This is a genomic window from Ruegeria sp. YTSA072, from assembly GCF_059610285.1.
This window is the reverse complement of record NZ_JBXWNI010000009.1, coordinates 62819-82107: the sequence shown is the minus strand read 5'-3', so window position 1 is coordinate 82107 and position 19289 is coordinate 62819. Positions and strand designations below refer to the sequence as shown.

Sequence of the window (19289 nt, the reverse complement as noted above, 5' to 3'; positions counted from 1 at the left end):
AATTCGCTAATCCGCCTTGAACTGATAGCGAAAACAGGAGCCCCCATGTCCGGACACGGCACGCCCATCCCGATGACCTCGCATCCCTGCGGCCCGCTGACCGGAACGGCAGAGGTGCCCGGTGACAAGTCAATCTCGCACCGGTCGCTGATCCTGGGCGCGATGGCCGTGGGCGAGACCCGGATCTCGGGCCTGTTGGAAGGCGAAGATGTTCTGGACACCGCAAAGGCCATGCGCGCCTTCGGGGCCGAGGTCACCGACCATGGCGGCGGCGAATGGACTGTGCATGGTGTGGGTGTCGGTGGCTTTGCTGAACCCGATCAGGTGATTGATTGCGGCAACTCGGGCACCGGTGTTCGCTTGATTATGGGCGCGATGGCGACCTGTCCGATTTCGGCGACTTTTACGGGCGACGCGAGCCTGAATAAACGCCCTATGGCGCGGGTCACAGATCCACTGGCGCTGTTTGGAACGCAAGCGGTGGGCCGATCAGGGGGGCGCTTGCCGATGACCATCGTTGGCGCCGCTGACTCCACGCCGGTGCGCTACGAGGTACCCGTGCCTTCCGCCCAGGTAAAATCTGCGGTGCTGCTGGCTGGCCTCAATGCCCCCGGCAAAACTGTGGTGATCGAGAAAGAGGCCACACGCGACCATTCCGAGCGGATGCTGGCGGGCTTTGGTGCGGAAATCATCGTTGAGGACACTGATGAAGGCCGGGTTATCACTCTGACCGGTCGCCCCGAGTTGAAACCGCAGGTTATTGCCGTTCCGCGCGATCCATCCAGCGCGGCCTTTCCGGTCTGCGCGGCGCTGCTCACGCCGGGGTCGGACGTTTTGGTGCCGGGCATCGGCCTGAACCCCACCCGTGCGGGGTTGTTCACTACGCTGCGCGAGATGGGTGCAGACCTGACCTATGAGAATGAGCGCGAAGAAGGCGGCGAACCTGTCGCCGATCTGCGCGCAAAGTACTCGCCGAATATGAAGGGGATCGATGTTCCACCCGAACGCGCGGCCTCGATGATTGATGAATACCCAGTTTTGTCCGTGATTGCGGCAAATGCCACCGGCGTCACGATGATGGGCGGCGTAAAAGAACTGCGAGTAAAGGAAAGCGACCGGATCGACGCAATGGCTCGGGGCCTGCGCGCCAATGGTGTAACTGTCGAAGAAGGTGATGAATGGTGGTCGGTTGAAGGGCTGGGCATCGGCAACGTCCCCGGTGGCGGCACCTGCGAAAGCTTTCTGGACCACCGGATCGCCATGTCGTTCATGATTTTGGGGATGGGGGCCAAAAAGGGTGTAACCGTCGACGATGCGGGCCCGATTGCCACCTCGTTCCCGATTTTTGAACCTTTGATGGCCACGTTGGGTGCGAAGTTGCAGCGTAATAATCGGTAGGTTTGATGTCAGATTCGCAGTTCACAATCGCCATTGACGGGCCTGCGGCGGCGGGCAAGGGCACGATCTCAAAAGCGGTCGCGGCCCGGTTTGGCTTCGCGCATCTGGACACCGGGCTTTTGTACCGCGCGGTCGGCAGGCGGACTTTGCAGGGACTAGAGCCGATTGCGGCAGCGCACGCCCTGACCGCCGACGAGTTGGAGCGGGGCGATTTGCGTACGGCCGAGATTGCGCAAGCAGCCTCAAAAGTAGCCGTGATCCCCGAGGTTCGGGCCGCGTTGGTTGACTTTCAGCGGGCGTTTGCGCGCCGCAGCGGGGGCGCGGTGCTGGATGGTCGCGACATCGGTACTGTGATTTGTCCCGAGGCCGAGGTGAAACTGTTCGTCACCGCCAGCCCCGAAGTTCGGGCCGAGCGTCGGTTTCTTGAGCTCATCGCGAAGGGCAATGATATCTCGCGTGAACAGGTGCTGTCGGACGTAAAAGAGCGCGACGCGCGGGATACGGAACGCAGCACTGCGCCGATGAAGCCAGCAAAGGATGCAGTCCTGCTGGACACGTCAGATTTGAGCGTCGAAGCCGCGTTGGAAAAAGCTATCAAGGTCATTGAAGCAAAAAAGCCCGCACGGTCGTAACCGTGCAGGCCTTGGTCTTTTGTGGCCAGATTACAGTTCTCCGACCGCGATGCTTTTGATCTTGGACCACTGATTGTCAGCGGTTTCGGATGTGGCAGAGACATCTTCAAGGAACGCCGCGCGAGTATCTGCGTTCAGGAACAGATACAGCTTTCCGTCAGCCACAAGGTATTGATCAGGATCGCCGTCGAATTTTTTGCCGACAGAAACGCCGAACGAACAGAACCCGCCATGTTGTGGCAGGTAGGCCGCCGGGTTGGCCTCGAACGCTTCGCGGTTGGCGGCGCTGGTGAAGTAATAAGATGCGCCGTCATAAGTGGCCGAGTGGGTGGCAAAGCCATCGACCGGGTTGCCGTCGTTAACGAGAGTCACCAGATCGACCCCATGCGCGGCAAGCGGCGCACCGGCGGCAGAAATACCGTTTGATACGTTGATTTCATCCGCAGCAAAGGCCGGGGCTGCGATCAGGGGTAAAGTGGCGATCAGGGTGGTAAGAACGAGAGACTTCATTTGTATTTCCTTTCCGGTTCAGAGTCCGGCCAGCAGGTCTGCCAGCCGCTGAACCAAAGCTAGGAACTAGGTTCTGAACGAGCTATCGCAGAAAGCCCCGAGTTTCTTGCAGATCGTTCAAAGCTGTCGGTGCCTTCGAAATACTGTTCACCAAGCTTTGTTTGGTCAGGTCTGCGCCCCGACCCTATTGTCGATCCATAGCCTGCAGGAGCGATGCCATGATCCGACTAGCCCTATTGATGATTTTCCTTGCCGGAGGTGCACTGGCTCAAGAGGCGGCTGAGCCGGAACCCCCGATGGCGTATGAGCGGTTGGGAAAGATCATCTTTGCGCTCGATCCTGACGCGAAACCGTTTGGACCGGGGTTTGAGCTGAAGGTTGGGGACGTAACGGTGCTGGTCGTTACGGATATCAATGCGGACCGGATGAGGGCCATGGTCGCGATTGGCAGCGCCGAAGATTTGTCGCCCGCTGACCTTGAACGCGTGATGCAGGCGAATTTTGACAGCACGCTGGACGCGCGTTACGCGCTCGCGAATGGTATCTTGTGGGCTGCGTACATCCATCCGCTATCCCGGCTGGACAAGAACCAACTGATCTCGGGGCTGGCCCAGACAGTGAATATCGCCAAGACTTATGGCACCTTGTACACCGGTGGCGCGGCGGAATTCGGAGGGGGCGACAGCCAGGATTTGCAGCGCGATCTGATCGAAGAGCTTCTGAAAAAAGGTGAGGAAATCTGACACGCGCCCGGGAATTGCGTTTGCTCTGATTTCAAGTTGCCGCGCAGAAGCTGCGGTCCATCGGCGGCCCGGTTTGCCTTTAACGAACCGCGGTTATTTGTACTGCCCGGGGCAGGGTGCCGTGACCGAGCGTCGCTTTGCCGAAAGAAGGAAAGTACATTCAGGTCAGGGTGCGCTAGACCCTAGCTGGACGCAGGAAACCTGCTATGCTTCGCCCATGCCAGAAGGGAAGGCTGCCATACAATCCTCAAAAACAAAAAGGGGAAGCAGCCAAAAAAACCCTCAAGCCAACAGGGACAGAACAATATGAATAATCGTTTGCGTAAGATCACTATCGTGGGTGGTGGCACGGCGGGTTGGATGACCGCGCTGATACTGGACATGGTGTTTTCACGCACCTCGGCCCCCAAGGATCGCCCGCGCATCTGCCTGATCGAAAGCCCCAATATCGCCACCGTTGGCGTCGGTGAGGCCACGGTGCCGCGCATGCCGGTCACACTGCGTCAGGCGGGCATTTCCGAGCGGGATTTTTTTCGCGAGACCAATGCGTCGTTCAAGCTGGGCGTGAAGTTCTGCAATTGGAACAAGGACGCAAAGGGCAATCGCATCGACTACGTGAACCCTTTTGCCCACGGTCAGTTGTTGGAAGGACTGGAAGCCGCCGAATACTTCTTGCGCTTTGGCAATGGCGATCGGGACTTTACGCAATCCATCTCGCCGCATGACGATCTGGCCCGCCTGTGCAAGGGCGGGCGACCGCTGGGTCAGCCCGAGTTCGAGCAACGGTTTGGCTACGCATATCATCTGGACGCCGTGAAATTTGCGGGCATGCTGACCAAGGTCTGCACCAAGCGCGGGGTTGAGCACATTCAGGATGAGGTGCAGGCGGTTGAACTGGATGAACAGGGCAATGTCAGCCATCTGATGTTAGAGCGTAAGGGCCGCCACGACATCGAGATGGTCATAGATTGCACCGGGTTCCGCGGTTTGATCATCAACAAAGCACTGGGTGAGCCGTTTATGGATTACTCGGATTACCTGCCCAACGACCGCGCCATGGCGTTGCAGATCGAACATCCCGACCCAGAGAAAATCGAAAGCGTCACACGCTCTACCGCACTGGGTGCGGGGTGGACGTGGCGGGTTCCGCTCTACAACCGTGTGGGCACAGGCTATGTGTATTCATCGGCGCATCGCACGGATGATCAGGCGGCCGATGAATATCTTGAATGGCTAGGCGACAGCGGCAAAGGTTTGACGCCGCGTGTGATCCCGATGCGCATCGGGCGCGTGCGCAATGCCTGGGTCAAGAATTGTCTGGCTATCGGTTTGTCCGGCGGGTTCATTGAACCGTTGGAAAGTACCGCGATCCATATGGTTGATCATGCGGTGCGCTGGTTCGCAGAACACCTGCCTACACGCGATATCGAACCATCGCTGCGGGCCAGATATAACCGGCAAATGAACAAGATGTATGACGAGGTCCTGGATTTCATCTGTCTGCACTATCGCCTGGGCAACCGCACAGATGATCAATATTGGATCGATGCGCGCACAGAGATGAAGATACCGGATCGTTTGGCCGAAAACCTGGAATTGTGGCAGCACCGCCTGCCCATGGAACACGATATCGAATTTGCCACACTGTTTAATTTCCGCGTTTATCAGACGGTTCTTTTGGGCAAGCAGGTCTATGACACCGGCTATGGGACTGGCATCCGTGATCGTCTGCGGCCGTTGAAGAAACCGATTTGGTTCCAGTGGTGGAAGGGCGCGAAGGTGGATCTTGCGCAGATCCTCAAGGCGATGCCGGATCACAAAACACTGCTGCGCGATATCCGAGGAGAGCTGGAGCAACCCCCAGCCTTTGGTATGGCGGCTGCGATGCAACCGACCGTCGCGATGCCGGGCGAACAACTTGCACCCGTGGCAATCCAGAACATGCCGAACCTTGCCGAAATCCAAAGCGGCAAGAAGGACCTGCAACTGTTCTAGACGTACTGAACGCTCCGCGCAGCTTTGCGGTGGTGGCAGCATTGAACTGCGCTGCGCGGACCAAGGAACCACTGGAGAAATGCAAAATACCTGCGTTAAAGCGCGAGTCCTTCACGCAGCTTTTCCTGCTCGGACGGGGTGGGCGTGTGATTGAAGACAAAGGCCGTGCGGCAGGCTTCTTCTCCGCCCAGGTCTTCGATTTTCTTGCGCTGGTCGGCAAAGGCGCGGACGTTGACCTCTTCGGGGTCGCAGATTTCGCGCAGGCGGCGTTCCCCTTCGACCAGTGCAGCCTGAACCTGCGGGTAATTTACCCGATCCAGCGCGCGGTTGGTCTGTTCTTGAGGATCGATTGACAGGTCGAACAATTGCGGGGGCTGGCCGACATAGTAAACATACTTCCACTTGCCCCATCGCACCATGAAACTGCCGGTTTTTGACCCACCATCGTGGTATTCGCTGAAACCGGTCCGGTCGGGGTCGTCCGGTGCTTTGGCCAACCCGATCAGAGACAAGCCGGGTTGACCTGCGTTGCCGTCGTCGTCTTCGACGCCGCAGACGTCCCGGGCGGTTGCAGCGATATCGGTCAGGTTGGTACATGTGGTAACACGTCGCCCCGACGGGATACCCGGGCCGGCCGCGATCATCGGAATTCCTGCACTGGCCTCATACATCACCTGTTTGGTCCAAAACCCCTGATCCCCCATCATGTCACCGTGGTCGGATACATAGATCACCACCGTATTTTCGGCCTGATCACTGTCGGACAGGGCTTTCAGGACGCGCCCCACGCAATCATCCATCAATGAGGTCAGGCCATAATAAGCCGCCTTGGCTTCGCGCATTTTCTGTTCGTCGAAATAATCTTCGTAGTTGAAGAACGCGGCGATGTTGCGCAGCTCTTCATGATCGGGCAGCCCTTTGCCATACTCGATGGGCAGATCCATCTGGGCTGGATCGTAAAGATCGTACCATTCCTTGGGACAGGTCAGGGGATAGTGTGGGCTGACCAGCGACACAAATGCAGCCCAGGGTTTGGCTTGGCGCGCGGGATCGGCCAGCCAGGCCTCGGCTGCTGCGGTAATGTCCAGATCATAATCGGTATAGGTGCTGGACCCGACGCCCACATCGCCCGCCAGCTCGGAGGCTGAATCATAGTCTGGTGGGTTTTCGCGCAAAAGCCCAACGGCCCAGCCGACACCTCCAACCACGTGCATCGGCAGGATTTCCTCCGAGAAGCCATTGTCGTCTTCGTTGGACCTGAAATGCAGTTTTCCAATAGAGACGACCTCGCGCCCGGCGTCGCGCACCTGCCTCATCCAGCTGCGCGGGTGCCCGTCATAGGGGGTTGCGCTGTCCCAGTTTCCTGTCGTGTGAACCCAGTCTCCGGTCGCAAGCGCCGCCCGTGTGGGTACGCACATGGGTGAGGGTGTGTAGGTGGACTGAAACATCGTACCGCGCGTGGCCAGCGCATCCAGATTGGGCGTTTTGACAATCGGATGGCCCGCGCATCCCATCGCGTCTTTGCGGTGTTCGTCTGAAATGATGACGAGAAAGTTCAGGTCTTGACGCATGAGATCCTCCGACTTTTTCAAAGCTTCGCAATTGGCGCAGACTTTGCTGTTCGAAACACGACATTCTTCGCAGGAATCGGGCAATGCGCCTAACGAGAGCGGTTGCACAAGGTTTATGTTAATGTAATAACATAGCAAAACTATCGAGCGAGCGTGACGATATCCGCTGACGTCTGACAGTCTGCGTTCGTGCGCGCCGATGAATGGAGCGCACAATGACTGACCGCAGAAAGAACCCAAACCTGCGCAGCCGGATCAAACGCCGCCGGCGGACGGGATCGCCAATGCAGGCCTATGACGCGTTGCCTGCCGAATTGCGATGGTGGCTTGCCTCGGCTTGTTTGCCGTGGAGCCCGGCCTCGGCGCTGCGCATTTGGGATAAGGTAGGCGGAGCGAATGATCCCGATGATGCCTATTTGCGTTTGAATGCGATTGAGCAATCCATGTTGCAACGGGACCGGCGCGTTTGGGACATAGCGCGCCGAGTGTGACGGCGGCCGATGCCCTGTATATCAAGGCTTTCCTCTTGCACATGTCGAGAATTCCGCATATACGCGCGCTGTCAACACAAGGGCGGTCAACGTCCGGATGACGTTACTGAGCAGGGCCGGGTCACCTCGGCCCTTTGTGTTTGTTTGCTCAGGGGCGCACCGGATCACGTCCGATGACACCATGAAACAAGACCGGCGGAGACAACCGCTCGGCCAGTAAAAACGTATGTAAAGGAAAACACTGCCAGATGGCTGATACAACCATGGAGGAATTCGAAGCCCTCCTGAACGAAAGCTTCGAAATGGACACGCCCGAAGAGGGTTCTGTTGTCAAAGGCAAGGTACTGGCGATCGAAGCCGGCCAAGCCATCATCGACGTTGGCTACAAAATGGAAGGCCGCGTTGATCTGAAAGAATTCGCAAATCCCGGCGAAGCCCCTGAAATCGCTGTTGGTGACGAGGTCGAAGTCTACCTGCGTGCCGCAGAGAACGCCCGTGGCGAAGCTGTCATCTCGCGCGAGATGGCCCGCCGTGAAGAGGCATGGGACCGTCTGGAAAAAGCATATGCCGACGACCAGCGCGTCGAAGGTGCAATCTTTGGCCGCGTCAAAGGTGGCTTCACCGTCGATCTGGGTGGCGCAGTTGCGTTCCTGCCCGGCTCGCAGGTTGACGTTCGCCCCGTGCGCGACGCTGGCCCGCTGATGGGCCTGAAGCAGCCGTTCCAGATTCTGAAAATGGACCGCCGCCGTGGCAACATCGTTGTTTCGCGCCGCGCTATCCTGGAAGAATCACGCGCCGAACAGCGTGCCGAAGTCATTGGCAACCTGACCGAAGGTCAGACCGTCGAAGGCGTGGTCAAGAACATCACCGAATACGGTGCGTTTGTTGACCTGGGCGGTGTTGATGGCCTGCTGCACGTCACCGACATGGCATGGCGTCGTGTGAATCACCCGTCCGAGATCCTGACGATCGGCGAAACCATCAAGGTTCAGGTCATCAAGATCAACAAAGAGACCCACCGCATCAGCCTGGGCATGAAGCAGCTGCAGGAAGATCCGTGGGATCTGGTTGCTGCCAAGTATCCGCTGAGCTCGGTCCATCAGGGTCGCGTCACCAACATCACCGACTACGGCGCGTTCGTCGAGCTGGAAGCCGGTGTCGAAGGTCTGGTGCACGTTTCCGAGATGTCCTGGACCAAGAAAAACGTCCACCCCGGCAAGATCGTTTCGACCAGCCAGGAAGTCGACGTTATGGTTCTGGAAATCGACGGTGCCAAGCGTCGCGTGTCTCTGGGCCTGAAGCAGACCATGCGCAACCCGTGGGAAGTGTTTGCAGAAACACACCCAGAGGGCACCGAAGTCGAAGGCGAAGTCAAGAACATCACCGAATTTGGTCTGTTCATTGGCCTCGATGGCGACATCGACGGCATGGTTCACCTGTCCGACCTGTCGTGGGACGAACGTGGCGAAGATGCGATCCAGAACTACCGCAAAGGCGACATGGTTTCGGCCGTTGTCTCGGAAGTTGACGTGGAAAAAGAGCGTATCTCGCTGTCGATCAAAGCCCTGGGTGGTGACAAGTTCGCAGAAGCCGTTGGCGGCGTGAAGCGCGGTTCGATCATCACTGTAGAAGTCACTGCGATCGAAGATGGCGGCATCGAGGTGGAATACGAAGGCATGAAGTCCTTCATCCGTCGTTCCGACCTGTCGCGTGACCGTGCAGAGCAGCGCCCCGAGCGTTTCTCGGTTAACGACAAGATCGACGTCCGCGTCACCAATGTCGACAGCAAGACTCGCCGTCTGGGTCTGTCGATCAAGGCACGTGAGATCGCCGAAGAGAAAGAGGCCGTGGAACAGTACGGTTCTTCCGACTCGGGCGCATCGCTGGGCGATATCTTGGGTGCAGCGCTGAAATCCGGCGACTAAGCTCAGGCTGGATTTTCAGCCGAATTTACGGCCCCGTGCAGACGCGCGGGGCCGTTTTTGTTGCGAATCAATATGTTCCAAAATTTGGGCTTATTGCGACCGTCGTTCACGCTTTAAGAGCGGATTTTGACTGAACAAGCAAAAAATCGCGCGACTTTGCTGTAAAATGAATGCTTTGCACACAGAGTTTACGTTCCCCCGATCACGGTTTTTTCCTATACTGTCCAGAAGTATAGACATGGTTAACCGGTCGCCTGGGAGGGTAACACTCATGATCCGTTCAGAACTGATTCAGAAAATCGCCGACGAAAACCCGCATCTCTATCAGCGTGATGTCGAGCGGATTGTGAATACCGTGTTCGAAGAAGTGACAGATGCCATGGCGCGTGGCGACCGTGTCGAACTGCGCGGCTTCGGCGCGTTCTCGGTCAAACAACGTGACGCGCGTGTTGGCCGCAATCCTCGTACGGGTGAGACCGTGCAGGTCGAAGAAAAATGTGTTCCATTCTTCAAAACTGGCAAGTTGCTAAGGGACCGATTGAACGGTAAAGCCTGACACCATGATGCGTTACCTTCGATATGCTTTCCTGGCGATCCTCGGGATCGTTCTTGTGTCAATCTCGCTGGCCAATCGTCAGATCGTCGAGTTGAAACTGATGCCGGACGCCCTGGCGGAGTTGCTGGGGCTCAATTTCTCAACGTCTTTGCCATTGTTCATCGTGGTGCTGGGCGGCGTCGTGGCCGGTCTGATCATCGGCTTCCTGTGGGAATGGCTGCGCGAGCATAAACACCGCCGCGATGTCTCGACCAAGACCGGAGAAGTGCGCAAGCTTGAGCGTGAGGTCAAGAAGCTCAAGAAAAAGCAGAACGAGGGCAAGGACGACGTTCTGGCTCTGCTGGACGAAGCCAGCTAAGGCACCTTTATGACGAACGTAGCTGTAAAAATCTGCGGGCTGACCGCACCTGATCACGTGCGCGCTGCGGCTGACGCTGGCGCGCGATATGTCGGGTTTGTCTTCTTCCAAAAATCGCCACGGCATCTGGGCATTGATGAAGCCTCGTCACTGGCACAGCTGGTGCCGGCAGGCGTGGCAAAGGTTGCCCTAACCGTGAATGCGACGGACGCTGAACTGGACCGCGTCGTCGCAAGCGTGCCCTTGGACATGTTGCAACTGCACGGCAAAGAAACACCGCAGCGTGTTTCAGAGGTTCGCGACAGGTTTGGCTTGCCGGTGATGAAAGCAATCGGCATCGCCGAGGCCGAGGATCTGAGCGCAATTGACCTGTATTCCGAGGTTGCAGATCAGTTGCTGATCGACGCGAAACCTCCGCGTACATCCGAACTGCCGGGCGGGAATGGGTTGGCCTTTGATTGGCGGTTGCTGGCCGGCCGGAAATACTGGCAAAAGCCATGGATGCTGGCCGGGGGACTGACGCCAGACAACGTTGCCGAGGCGATCCGGATGACCGGTGCAAAACAAGTCGATGTGTCTTCGGGTGTCGAAAGCGCGCCGGGAGTTAAAGATACCATTAAGATTTCCGAATTCGTATCCGCCACTCATTGATCTGCATGCTGACCTCCCCCGTATATAACGCTGGGGAGGAACAAAGATGATTGCAGCGATTGGTGGGGTTTCCCTGCAACATTGGTACAACGCGCCAGAGTTCTTTTGGCGGGCCGGGAAAGCGTTGAAGCAGGCGCGAGGGGATCCATTATGCGAGCATGCGCAGATGTTCCCTCACGGTGGGCTCTACTTTTCACTCAGTGTTTGGCAAGACGCCGAGGCCATGCTGACATTTGCCCATTCGGGACCACACAGGCGTGTTCTTGAGGCATCGGACCGGTTGTCCATCACGCATGAGTTCCATCGTTTCTCATGCATCGCGGTGCCGACCGAAGAACAGGCCCTGCGGATCTGGAAGCATCGATACAGGCCCGCGAAATGATACGTTTTGCCATGGCAAAACCTGGCAGCACCTCCTATGAACAACGGGTACGACGAGGGAGACACCCATGGCCAACGATCTATTCAATTCCTTCATGTCCGGTCCCGACGAACAGGGCCGGTTTGGCATCTTCGGCGGACGGTTTGTCAGCGAAACGCTGATGCCGCTGATCCTGTCGCTTGAAGAGGAATATGAGAAGGCCAAGGATGATCCGACCTTTTGGGCCGAGATGGACGATCTGTGGGCGAACTATGTGGGTCGCCCCTCGCCGCTGTATTACGCGGAACGCCTGACCGAGCATCTGGGTAGCGCGAAAATCTATCTGAAACGCGACGAATTGAACCACACCGGCGCGCACAAGATTAACAATGTTCTGGGCCAGATCATTCTGGCGCGGCGCATGGGCAAAACCCGGATCATCGCGGAAACCGGGGCAGGGCAGCACGGTGTGGCAACAGCTACTGTCTGCGCCAAGTTTGGCCTTAAGTGCGTGGTCTACATGGGCGCGCATGACGTGCAGCGTCAGGCACCAAACGTCTTCCGTATGCGCCTGTTGGGTGCCGAAGTTATTCCGGTCACCTCAGGTCGTGGAACTCTTAAAGACGCGATGAACGACGCGCTGCGGGACTGGGTGACCAATGTACGTGATACGTTCTATTGCATCGGTACCGTGGCGGGCCCGCACCCGTATCCGGCGATGGTGCGTGATTTCCAGTCGATCATCGGCAAGGAAGCCAAGGAACAGATGAAAAAGGCCGAAGGCCGTTTGCCCGACACGCTTATCGCCGCCATCGGCGGTGGATCGAACGCAATGGGGCTGTTTTATCCGTTCCTCGATGACAAGAGCGTCAACATCATTGGCGTCGAGGCTGGCGGCAAGGGCGTGAACGAAAAGATGGAACATTGTGCCTCGCTGACCGGCGGTCGTCCGGGTGTGCTGCACGGAAACCGTACCTACCTGCTGCAGGATGATGACGGCCAGATCCTCGAAGGCTATTCGATCTCGGCCGGTCTGGATTACCCTGGTATTGGCCCCGAGCATTCTTGGCTGAATGATATCGGTCGCGCGAACTATGTCTCGATCACCGATAAAGAGGCGCTGGAAGCGTTCCAGCTGTGCTGTGCAACCGAAGGTATCATCCCCGCGTTGGAGCCCAGCCACGCATTGGCGCATGTCATGAAGATCGCGCCGGAATTGCCCAAGGATCACCTGATCTGCATGAACATGTGCGGTCGCGGCGACAAGGACGTTCAGACGGTCGCCAAATACCTGAACTTTGATATGTCCGACACCGAAGGCCGTTCGGCCGGATAACGCGCGCCCGGGGCTTTGCGCCCCGGGTGTTTCATGTCACGCTGCATGGCATGCAGAACGCGTCCAGTTCCGAAAGACTCGATCAAAAGTACGATGCCGCAGCCCCCGGCTGGGCGGATAAGATGCGTCTGCTGGGCTATTTTGATGCCTATCTGGGGTTTCTGTCGATCGGTTCAGCGGATGATCTAGGCCGGAACGGGCTGGATGTGGGGTGCGGGACAGGTGCTTTTGCCGAGGCACGGGCGGTCATTCAGCCCGAAGGTAAGGTCACACTGCTCGAGCCGTCCAGGAAAATGCTGAAACAGGCCGAGGGTGCGCTGGCCCTAAGGGGCGTTACAACCCATACCGCGCGATCCCGGTTGGAGGATTTTCCGCCAGCCCAGCCTTTTGACTGCGTTCTGGCAGCCCATGTCCTTGAACATTGCGATAACCCTACCGATGCCCTGCGCCACATGCGCAGGCAGGCCGCGCCAGCGGCAAAGCTGTGGCTGGTCGTCAGCAAACCACACTGGTGCAACGCGATTATCTGGTTTCAATGGCGTCACCGTTCGTACAGACCGCAACAGGTGGCCAAGATGCTTAAGGACGCGGGGTGGGTGTTGGAGGCGGAGCACAGTTTTCCAACTGGCCCGCCCTCGCGCACATCGCGCGGCTATCTGGCGCGCGCCGTGTAAACATCAATCCGGTGTTGGCGACATGGATTGATCAGTTCTGATGCAAAACCGTTTCGAATCCCTCGAACTGAGGTGGTCCGATCAGAGCCGACTGCGTCTTGCCGTTGCCAGCGTTTTTGTGCGCGTCCCGGAATTGTTCGGACTTAGTCCAGGCCTCGAAATCGCTGCGATTGTCCCAAATCACGTGGCTGGAATACAGCCGATACCCGTCGCCTTCGGGGCCTTTCAGAAGGCGGAACTCTTGAAATCCTTGCAGTTCTTTCAACCGGCTTTCGCGGTCTTTCCAAACGGATTCGAAATCGGCTTCGCTGCCCAAACGGACTTTGAAGCGGTTCATGGCGATAAAGCTCATAGCCTACCTCGTTTTATGACGGTTTCGCGCTTGCTAAACAAAGTGTCGGCTGGCGGGTTTCTTTGATGTCTTTTTACCCCTGAGGTCAATCAGGTTCGACGGCATTTTCGCGTAAGATTCCAATAGGGACGATGTCCAGCGCCTGCTGATGCGTGGCCTCCAGATCAACCTTGGGCGCGCAGCCCTCGTCATGGGCCTGCAGGAAGCGCCCGGCACACAGGCACCAGTTGTCACCGGGCTTGAGACCGGGAAAGTCGAATTCAGGGCGCGGTGTGCTCAGGTCATTGCCAACATACTTGGAATAGGCCAGAAACTCGGCCGTCATGACCGCGCAGACCGTGTGACTGCCCTGATCTTCGGCGCATGTGTTACAGGCCCCGTCCCGAAAAAACCCGGTCTGTGGATCGCGGGAGCAGGGGGCAAGGACGCCCCCCAGAACGTTTATGCTGTCCAGTTTATGCATGGGCACACCTTACAGGCTTTGGGCGATTGTGCGGAACATTTCTATGTTTGTTTCGTTGACGCCATCGTCACGGAAACTGCGATCAGCCCCGGTTGAAACGATAACAACACCGCGCGGTTGGTCGAAATAGATGTACTGACCATAAACGCCACGGGCCAGAAACTCGCCTTCATGCGCGCCGACGGGGATCCACCACTGGTAGCCATACCCGATCTCTCCGGCTTCGGTCGGGGCGCTCGGAAAAACGGATTCCGCAATCCATTCGGCGGGCACTATCTGCTGGCCATTATGCTCGCCGTTTTGCAGGATCATCTGTCCAAACCGGGCAAAGTCGCGAGTGGTGAAGTTCAACCCGCCCAAGACGAAAGCCACGCCAGCGCCGTCGGTGACATAGTAGCCGTCGCGTTCAAGGCCCAGAGGTTCAATGATCTTTTCGGTCAACAAGTCAGCCACAGACCGGTCCGTCGCACCGCGAACAATCATGCCGATAACGTGGGTGTCGATCGAGACATATTGCCATGCCTCGCCGGGCTCGACGAACGTTTCGTTCAGCGAGGCGGCAAAGTCATCCAGCTCTCCACCCAGGGCGACGACGCGGCCCATTCGGTTTATGTCGGAATTGTAATCCAGATAGTCCTCGTCGAAGGTCACACCGCTGGCCATGTTCAGAACATTGCGGATCGTTGCGCCGTCATAGGCGGTGCCCTTCAGTTTTGGGGCATACTTGACGACCGGGTCATCCAGCGAGCTGATGGCGCCTTCGGCCATCAGGATGCCGAACAGGGCCGATAGGTAGCTTTTGGCGATAGACCAAGAGATCCGGCGATCCTCGGGGGCGGTCCCCAAATAATATTCTTCGAACCTGATCTGCCCGTCCTGCATCACCAGTAAAGAGGTTACAGCGCGATCTTCGATCCACGTGTCCGTGCCCTCGGGCAGGTCAAAACCGGGGCCGTAAGGCAACTCGAATGTCGCGCCTTCCCCCCTTGGCAGGTCGACGGTCAGAAAAGCGTCATTCATATGAGAGAAGTTGTGAACGATCTTTTCTTCGGAAAACAAAGAGTTCACAGCCATCAGGCGCTGAATCTCTTCGCGCTTCCAAACGCCAACGACCACCGCTGCCAGCACCAACATCAAAACGATGCGCAGCACCCATTTCATCAGGATTCGCATATGTTACCTCCCGCTTTTGGTGTGCATTGGAGCGCGGACTGGCGCAGTTCGCAATTGAGACGTAGCGGCAACATCGTTGGCCTTACTTGAACTTGTCCATCAGTTTTTGCATGGCGGACCTGGTGTCCGCCTCGGGTTCAGGGGTAGCTGCAGCGACCGATTTCGAGGAGGCCGCAGCGGTTTTTGATGACCGTGGCGGTGCGGTGCGCAATGCGACCGCGTTCATGAATTTGCCGCCATCGCCATCTGCCAAATAACCAGCACCGTCGGAAACCCCCCGCAAGACGTCTTCCAGCCAATCCGAATCTGCCTTGGCAAAGTCACTCAGGACATAAGGCGAGACCAGTTCTTTGCGGCCCGGATGCCCAATGCCCAGACGAACTCGATCATAGGCCGGGCTGATATGGTCATGGATCGACCGCAGACCGTTATGCCCGGCGTGACCACCACCTGCTTTCGCACGCACCTTACCGGGCGCAAGATCCAGCTCGTCGTGAAAAACAGTCACATCGGTTGAGTCCAGCTTGTAAAAGCGCATAGCCTCACCCACGGATTGACCCGAGCGGTTCATGAAGGTTTGTGGCTTGATCAGCAGCACCTTTTCCGAACCTAGTCGCCCTTCGGCGATTTCTGCCTGGAACTTTGATTTCCACGGGCGGAAACCGTGATCGTCGGCAATCCTGTCCAGTGCCATAAAGCCGATATTGTGCCGGTTCCGGGCATATTTCTGCCCTGGATTGCCCAGTCCGACAAAAAGTTTCATGGTTCTGCTCCGCGCGTCATTGTACGACTTGCTTCCTCATGCCTCGAATTGGATCGGAATTCCAGTGAGACTTCGTCTGCCATTGCCTGTCGCTAACAGCAGCAAGTGAGGCGCGCCTGGCCAGTAGGGGCCGTGATTTCAACTTGCCTGAGCGAATGACGGAGCCGGCGGCAAGCTAGCGCGAAGATCCGCATTCGACAAAAAAAACGGGGCTCCAAAGGAACCCCGTTTCAAATTCAAGGTACTGAAACCTGAACTTATTCTTCGGCTTCCTGACCGACGACTTCAACTTCGTCTACGGCCACTTCGCCCTCTTCACCCTCTTCGTCATCATCCGTTACCAGACCGGTCGGTGCCGAGATGTTCGCGATTACGAAGTCACGATCGATGGTCGGCTTGGTGCCTTCGGGCAGGTCGACCGATGAAATGGTGGCAACGTCGTTGATGTTCATGCCGGTCACGTCAACAGTGATCTTCTCAGGAATATCACCTGCGGTGCACAGCAGTTCGACTTCCGGACGGACAACGGTCAGAACGCCGCCCTTCTTGATGCCGGGTGCTTCTTCCTCGTTGATGAATTCAACCGGGATGAACAGCGCGATCTTGGTGGTGCGACGCAGGCGCATCAGATCCAGGTGGGTCGGCAGGTCTTTGACGACGTCACGCTGAACGTCGCGGCAGATGACGCGAACGTCTTCCTGGCCTTCAACTTTCAGGTTCCACAGGGTCGACTTAAACCGGCCAGCTTTCAGGCGCTTGAACAGTTCGTTGAACGGGATCTGAATCGGCAGCGGTTCTTTGTCGCCACCAAATACAATGCCCGGAACCATGCCGTCGCGGCGTGCCTGACGAGCGGCGCCCTTGCCTGTCCCCGTCCGTTCCAGAGCTACGAGATCAGGAATCTCTCCAGCCATGATAATTCTCCAATGTTAGGGCGGGCATCCTCCAAGGCTGTATGCCCGCGTGAAGCCGCGTCCTTAGCTTGAATTGTCAGGTTTGAAAAGGGGTTTTTAGCGGTCTTCATACTTTGCGAGGCTCTGCCTCGTGCTCCGGGATATTTGGGGCCAGATGAAGAGCGGATCCCCTGCTTCATCTGGCAAAAAATATCCTGGGGGATTCGCAGTTTGCTGCGGTGGGCGTAGTGCCCCCTTTAACATGGCTTGCTGAATGGTTTTGCGAGATCAGGCTTGCCAACGACCGCCGAAATCCTCGGGGATCAGCAGGTTGTGACGACCCAGACTGCTCACATCCCGCTCGCCGCACAGGGCCATCGTGGTATCCAGCTCTTTGTGGATGATATCCAGCGCGGTGGTGACACCTTGTTGGCCCATCGCACCCAGCCCATAGACAAAAGCGCGACCGATGTAAGTGCCTTTGGCCCCAAGTGCCAGCGCTTTGAGAACGTCCTGCCCGGACCGGATGCCGCTGTCCAGATGGACTTCGACGTCGTCACCAACTGCGTCCATGATTTCAGGCAAAACGCGGATCGAACTGAGCGCCCCGTCCAACTGTCGCCCGCCGTGGTTTGAAACAACGATGGCATCTGCGCCCAGCTTAGCCGCCATCTTCGCGTCTTCGGCATCCAGAATGCCTTTCAGGATCACCTTGCCGCCCCATTGTTCCATCAGCTTTTCGACCTTTTTCCAATCGAGGCTGGGGTCGAATTGCTCGGCCGTCCACGCGCCCAGCGACGAGGCGTCAGAAACGCCTTCGGCATGACCAACGATATTGCCAAATTCGCGCCGATGTGCGCCCAGCATTTCTATCCCCCAAGCCCATTTGGTCATGAGGTTTGCGATTGTCTTGGCGGTCAGTTTCGGCGGCGCGGACAAGCCATTTTTCAAATCTTTGTGGCGCTGCCCCAGAATTTGCAGGTCCAGGGTGATCACCAATGCCGAACATTTGGCATCCTTGGCGCGCTGGATCAGGCGACCGACGTAATCCTGATCCTTCATTGCATAAAGCTGAAACCAAAAAGGTTTGCTTGTATGCCCTGCGACATCCTCGATCGAATTGATCGACATGGTCGATAGGGTGAAGGGCACGCCGAATTCCTCGGCAGCCTTTGCGGCCTTCATCTCACCGTCCGCGTGCTGCATGCCTGTCAGGCCCACTGGGGCCAGCGCCACCGGCATCGCAACATCCTGCCCGATCATCTGCGATGCAGTCGAGCGCCCGTCCATGTCCACGGCGACCCGCTGGCGCAGCCTGATATCTTCGAAATCCGAGCTGTTGTCGCGGAAGGTCTGTTCGGTCCAGCTGCCGCTTTCGGCATAGTCGAAAAACATGCGCGGCACGCGGCGTTCGTAGATACGTTTCAGGTCGTCTATGTTGGTGATAACGGGCATGAGGTTCGGCCTTCGCAGTATTGGTGATGTTTGTTACCAACCATTTGAGGCCCTCGCAACGCTGGGACGTTGCGAGGCAACGCCACGTATCTCCGGGCAACAAAAAACGCGGTCGGACAGGGCCGACCGCGTTGAAAATAGATCAGGTCTCGATCAGGCCAAGTGGGCGCCGTCAGCCAGAGATTTCACGAAATCCAAAACTTCGCCGGTGGGCTTGCCCGCAGCGATCTGGCTGACGATAGCAGAGCCAACCACAGCACCATCAGCAACAGTTGCGATTGCCCGTGATTTTTCAGGTGTATTGATCCCGAATCCGACGATCACTGGTAAATCGGTTGCGGATTTGATGCGAGCGACTTCGGGGCCTACATTTGTGGCTTGGGCTTCGGCCGCACCCGTAATGCCGGTGATCGACACATAATACACAAAGCCCGATGTGTTCTGCAGAACGCGGGGCAAGCGCTTGTCATCGGTGGTTGGCGTTGCCAGGCGAATAAAGTTGAGACCTGCGGCTTGTGCGGGCAGGCATAGCTCTTCATCTTCTTCTGGTGGCAGGTCGACGACGATCAGCCCATCAATTCCGACCTCTTTGGCATCGGCCAGAAATTTGTCGACACCGCGGCTGTAGATCGGATTGTAGTAGCCCATCAGCACAATCGGAGTGGTGTCGTCGGTCTCGCGGAAAGCTCGGGCCAGATCCAAAGTCCGCTGCAAAGTCATGCCGCTGTCCAGTGCGCGTTGACCGGCGGCTTGGATCGTCGGGCCGTCTGCCATCGGATCGGTAAAGGGCAGACCCAGCTCGATGACATCGACACCTGCGCCAGGCAGGCCCTTTACGATTTCAAGCGAAGTCTCAAAATCCGGGTCACCGGCCATGATATAGGCGACGAACGCCTTCTTTCCCTGTTCTTTCAGAGCGGCGAACTTGGCGTCGATACGTGTCATAAGCTGTCCTTGCAATCAGGTTCAGACCTGATGTGCAGAAACTT

Annotated in this window: 21 protein-coding genes; 12 read left to right on the top strand and 9 right to left on the bottom strand. The window is 57.4% G+C overall.

All coding sequences use genetic code 11. From position 1 onward, the window contains the following. Positions 1-45 precede the first annotated feature (45 nt). A complete protein-coding gene (aroA, locus tag AC2FIB_RS15480) occupies positions 46-1398 on the top strand; it encodes a 3-phosphoshikimate 1-carboxyvinyltransferase (RefSeq protein WP_496735404.1) in 1353 nt (450 codons plus the stop codon). Between the two features lie 5 nt (positions 1399-1403). Continuing rightward, positions 1404-2030 carry a (d)CMP kinase gene (gene cmk / locus AC2FIB_RS15475; RefSeq protein WP_496842346.1) on the top strand — a complete coding sequence of 209 codons (627 nt, stop codon included), beginning with the start codon at positions 1404-1406 and terminating at the stop codon, positions 2028-2030. Positions 2031-2060: 30 nt separating this feature from the next. Here cmk and AC2FIB_RS15470 read toward each other — a convergent pair whose 3' ends face one another. Continuing rightward, positions 2061-2540 carry a YHS domain-containing (seleno)protein gene (locus AC2FIB_RS15470; RefSeq protein ID WP_058273166.1) on the bottom strand — a complete coding sequence of 160 codons (480 nt, stop codon included), beginning with the start codon at positions 2538-2540 and terminating at the stop codon, positions 2061-2063. A gap of 218 nt (positions 2541-2758) precedes the next feature. Between AC2FIB_RS15470 and AC2FIB_RS15465 the strand changes: the two genes are divergently transcribed. Both AC2FIB_RS15465 and AC2FIB_RS15460 read left to right on the top strand, forming a co-directional pair. Beyond that, positions 2759-3283, top strand: coding sequence for a hypothetical protein (locus AC2FIB_RS15465; RefSeq protein WP_496735407.1), 525 nt, complete (start codon positions 2759-2761; stop codon positions 3281-3283). A gap of 306 nt (positions 3284-3589) precedes the next feature. After that, the gene (locus tag AC2FIB_RS15460) at positions 3590-5278 is read left to right on the top strand and encodes a tryptophan halogenase family protein (protein ID WP_282152620.1); all 1689 of its coding nucleotides are present in this window, start codon (positions 3590-3592) and stop codon (positions 5276-5278) included. 95 nt (positions 5279-5373) lie between these two features. Here the strand turns inward: AC2FIB_RS15460 and AC2FIB_RS15455 are convergent, their stop codons facing one another. Further along, complete coding sequence (locus tag AC2FIB_RS15455; protein WP_496842345.1) at positions 5374-6849, bottom strand: sulfatase family protein; 1476 nt, start codon at positions 6847-6849, stop codon at positions 5374-5376. A 215-nt stretch (positions 6850-7064) separates the two neighbouring features. On the opposite strand from AC2FIB_RS15455, the gene AC2FIB_RS15450 reads away from it, so the two are divergent. The 8 genes from AC2FIB_RS15450 (at position 7065) to AC2FIB_RS15415 (ending at position 13201) form a co-directional block, all read left to right on the top strand. Further along, the gene (locus tag AC2FIB_RS15450) at positions 7065-7340 is read left to right on the top strand and encodes a DUF6525 family protein (protein WP_496842344.1); all 276 of its coding nucleotides are present in this window, start codon (positions 7065-7067) and stop codon (positions 7338-7340) included. A gap of 248 nt (positions 7341-7588) precedes the next feature. Further along, a complete protein-coding gene (rpsA, locus tag AC2FIB_RS15445; RefSeq protein WP_496842343.1) occupies positions 7589-9265 on the top strand; it encodes a 30S ribosomal protein S1 in 1677 nt (558 codons plus the stop codon). 271 nt (positions 9266-9536) lie between these two features. Then, complete coding sequence (gene ihfB, locus AC2FIB_RS15440) at positions 9537-9821, top strand: integration host factor subunit beta (RefSeq protein WP_037310872.1); 285 nt, start codon at positions 9537-9539, stop codon at positions 9819-9821. Positions 9822-9828: 7 nt separating this feature from the next. Next, positions 9829-10179: a lipopolysaccharide assembly protein LapA domain-containing protein gene (locus tag AC2FIB_RS15435; protein WP_496735491.1), complete on the top strand. Its 351-nt coding sequence runs from the start codon at positions 9829-9831 to the stop codon at positions 10177-10179. Between the two features lie 9 nt (positions 10180-10188). Then, positions 10189-10830: a phosphoribosylanthranilate isomerase gene (locus tag AC2FIB_RS15430; protein WP_496735412.1), complete on the top strand. Its 642-nt coding sequence runs from the start codon at positions 10189-10191 to the stop codon at positions 10828-10830. A gap of 46 nt (positions 10831-10876) precedes the next feature. Further along, positions 10877-11212, top strand: coding sequence for a hypothetical protein (locus AC2FIB_RS15425; RefSeq protein WP_496842342.1), 336 nt, complete (start codon positions 10877-10879; stop codon positions 11210-11212). Positions 11213-11279: 67 nt separating this feature from the next. Then, on the top strand, positions 11280-12527 hold the full coding sequence (gene trpB / locus AC2FIB_RS15420; protein ID WP_496735416.1) for a tryptophan synthase subunit beta: 1248 nt from the start codon (positions 11280-11282) through the stop codon (positions 12525-12527). A 26-nt stretch (positions 12528-12553) separates the two neighbouring features. Beyond that, positions 12554-13201: a class I SAM-dependent methyltransferase gene (locus AC2FIB_RS15415; RefSeq protein ID WP_496735418.1), complete on the top strand. Its 648-nt coding sequence runs from the start codon at positions 12554-12556 to the stop codon at positions 13199-13201. Between the two features lie 31 nt (positions 13202-13232). Here the strand turns inward: AC2FIB_RS15415 and hmuQ are convergent, their stop codons facing one another. From hmuQ to trpA, 7 genes are all read right to left on the bottom strand, one after another. Next, complete coding sequence (gene hmuQ / locus AC2FIB_RS15410; RefSeq protein ID WP_496735419.1) at positions 13233-13553, bottom strand: heme-degrading protein HmuQ; 321 nt, start codon at positions 13551-13553, stop codon at positions 13233-13235. Positions 13554-13638: 85 nt separating this feature from the next. Continuing rightward, positions 13639-14016 carry a DUF2237 family protein gene (locus AC2FIB_RS15405; RefSeq protein ID WP_496735421.1) on the bottom strand — a complete coding sequence of 126 codons (378 nt, stop codon included), beginning with the start codon at positions 14014-14016 and terminating at the stop codon, positions 13639-13641. Between the two features lie 9 nt (positions 14017-14025). After that, a complete protein-coding gene (locus tag AC2FIB_RS15400; protein WP_496842341.1) occupies positions 14026-15189 on the bottom strand; it encodes a serine hydrolase domain-containing protein in 1164 nt (387 codons plus the stop codon). Between the two features lie 82 nt (positions 15190-15271). Then, entirely contained in the window at positions 15272-15952 is a 681-nt protein-coding gene (gene pth, locus AC2FIB_RS15395; protein ID WP_496735423.1) for an aminoacyl-tRNA hydrolase, read from the bottom strand. A 257-nt stretch (positions 15953-16209) separates the two neighbouring features. Continuing rightward, positions 16210-16866, bottom strand: a complete 657-nt coding sequence (locus AC2FIB_RS15390; RefSeq protein ID WP_058279479.1) for a 50S ribosomal protein L25/general stress protein Ctc — start codon at positions 16864-16866, stop codon at positions 16210-16212. A 267-nt stretch (positions 16867-17133) separates the two neighbouring features. Continuing rightward, entirely contained in the window at positions 17134-18300 is a 1167-nt protein-coding gene (locus AC2FIB_RS15385; protein ID WP_496699702.1) for an alpha-hydroxy acid oxidase, read from the bottom strand. Positions 18301-18453: 153 nt separating this feature from the next. Then, the gene (gene trpA, locus AC2FIB_RS15380) at positions 18454-19245 is read right to left on the bottom strand and encodes a tryptophan synthase subunit alpha (RefSeq protein ID WP_496735425.1); all 792 of its coding nucleotides are present in this window, start codon (positions 19243-19245) and stop codon (positions 18454-18456) included. Between the last annotated feature and the right edge of the window lie 44 nt (positions 19246-19289).